Genomic DNA, 1,562 nt, shown 5'->3' on the forward strand with positions numbered 1-1,562 from the left:
AAGACCAGCGGACGGTCGGGTGCGGAGGCGCCTCAAACCAGTCCTGCCGCGAGCAGGCAATGGAAGGGAGCAAGTTTGGCGTGGGCCTCTATGTCATCACCCAGCAGACCAGGAACGTTGACGAAAATGTGCTTGGCCAGATCAACGAGTTTGTCGTGATGGGCCTCGGTGACCGGGGCGACCGCGAGATCATCATGGGCAGCGCCAAGCAGGACTTATCGAAAATGGAGATCGAGATCCAGACTCTCGATCAGGGTGAAGCGATACTCTCAACCATCGGTATCCCGTTCCCCGTAAGTACAAGGATCCACGAGTACGAGACCTATATCGCAATGCTCAACGCGATCAGGAAGAAGGATGTCCGCGAGGGGCTCGACACCGGGTTCTCGTAAGGCGATCTGTCCCTGCGGAAACCATGGCATATACGGCTTCCGGGGGGTGACGTGCCGGGTTCCCCGTGCACAAATACGATCCCTTATCAGGCCGGTTTTCCTATCTCTTTTTACAGACTCCTGGTCGTCCCTCCCCCCTCCTGAAGGATGGCCGGGTTACAGGTGATTGCCATCGACAAGAAGAAACTCCTCCTCATCGCTGCAGCCATTGTCATCATCATCGCGGCAGCCTGGGCCGGGTACACGATCGTCCATGCCAGCACGCCGGTACGGATCGGGGTACTCCTGGCCCTGACCGGTGACGTGGAATTCAGAGAACCGCTCGAATGGGCTAAGGACACCATCAACAGCCAGGGAGGAGTGGGGGGACGCAAGGTAGAACTCGTGTACAAGGACACGTCGTCCGGCAACATTACCGCGTTGGCACAGGAACTCTTAAACGACGATTCCATCCGGATCGTTATCGGGCCTGAGAACAGCGATGAAGTATTTGCCCTTGCCCCGTCATTCATTGCCAAAAGGAAGGTCCTGATCAGCCCGACTGCAACATCCGGGGACATTATCCGGGCCTTCGGGAAGAAGGGCTATATCTGGCGGACAACGCAGGGCGATGCGGCACAGGTCAAGGTCATCCTGTCTATCCTGAAAGAGAAAGGCGCAAGGAGAGTGGCGCTGCTTGCAACAAACAACACCTATGGCAGGACATTCTATGACTGGTTTGGCTTCTTTGCAACGGAATACGGGATCGATACGCCGTATATCCGGCAATTCGATGAGGGATCGCCCACGCTTGAAGCCGATGTGAAGCAAGCGCTGAAAACCGATCCGGACTATCTTGTCGCAGCCTGCTGGCCGGAGGATGCAGCAACCATCAAAAGGATCATCGACACATCGGGAAGCCGGACACGACTCTTCCTCACCGATGCGTCAGCCCAGCCGGCGCTCATTGAACGGCTCGGCACCGCTGCCGGGGGTCTTGAAGGGACAAACCCTGCAGCGGATCCCACGACCGGGTTTGTGGAGGCCTACGAGCAGAAGTTCGGGCACCGACCGGCGGATTTTGCTGCGCCAACCTATGATGCCCTCCTGATCGCTGCGTTCACGGAAGCCCGCCAGGACCGGGCACCCTTCGAGTCGCTTGCGGATTCGGTGTACCAGGTTGTGCAGGGT

The 1,562-nt window shown here is 57.9% G+C and carries 1 protein-coding gene and 1 pseudogene; both read left to right on the plus strand.

Annotation, left to right across the window (positions count from 1 at the left end; translation table 11 throughout):
• Positions 1–392: pseudogene (locus CW742_RS12485) on the plus strand (ATP-binding protein); the annotation flags it as partial.
• Positions 393–539: 147 nt separating this feature from the next.
• On the plus strand, positions 540–1,562 hold a 1,023-nt coding region (locus CW742_RS12490), incomplete at its 3' end, for an ABC transporter substrate-binding protein (protein WP_292420848.1).

Source organism: Methanoregula sp. (genome assembly GCF_002835825.1).
GTDB lineage: Archaea > Halobacteriota > Methanomicrobia > Methanomicrobiales > Methanospirillaceae > Methanoregula.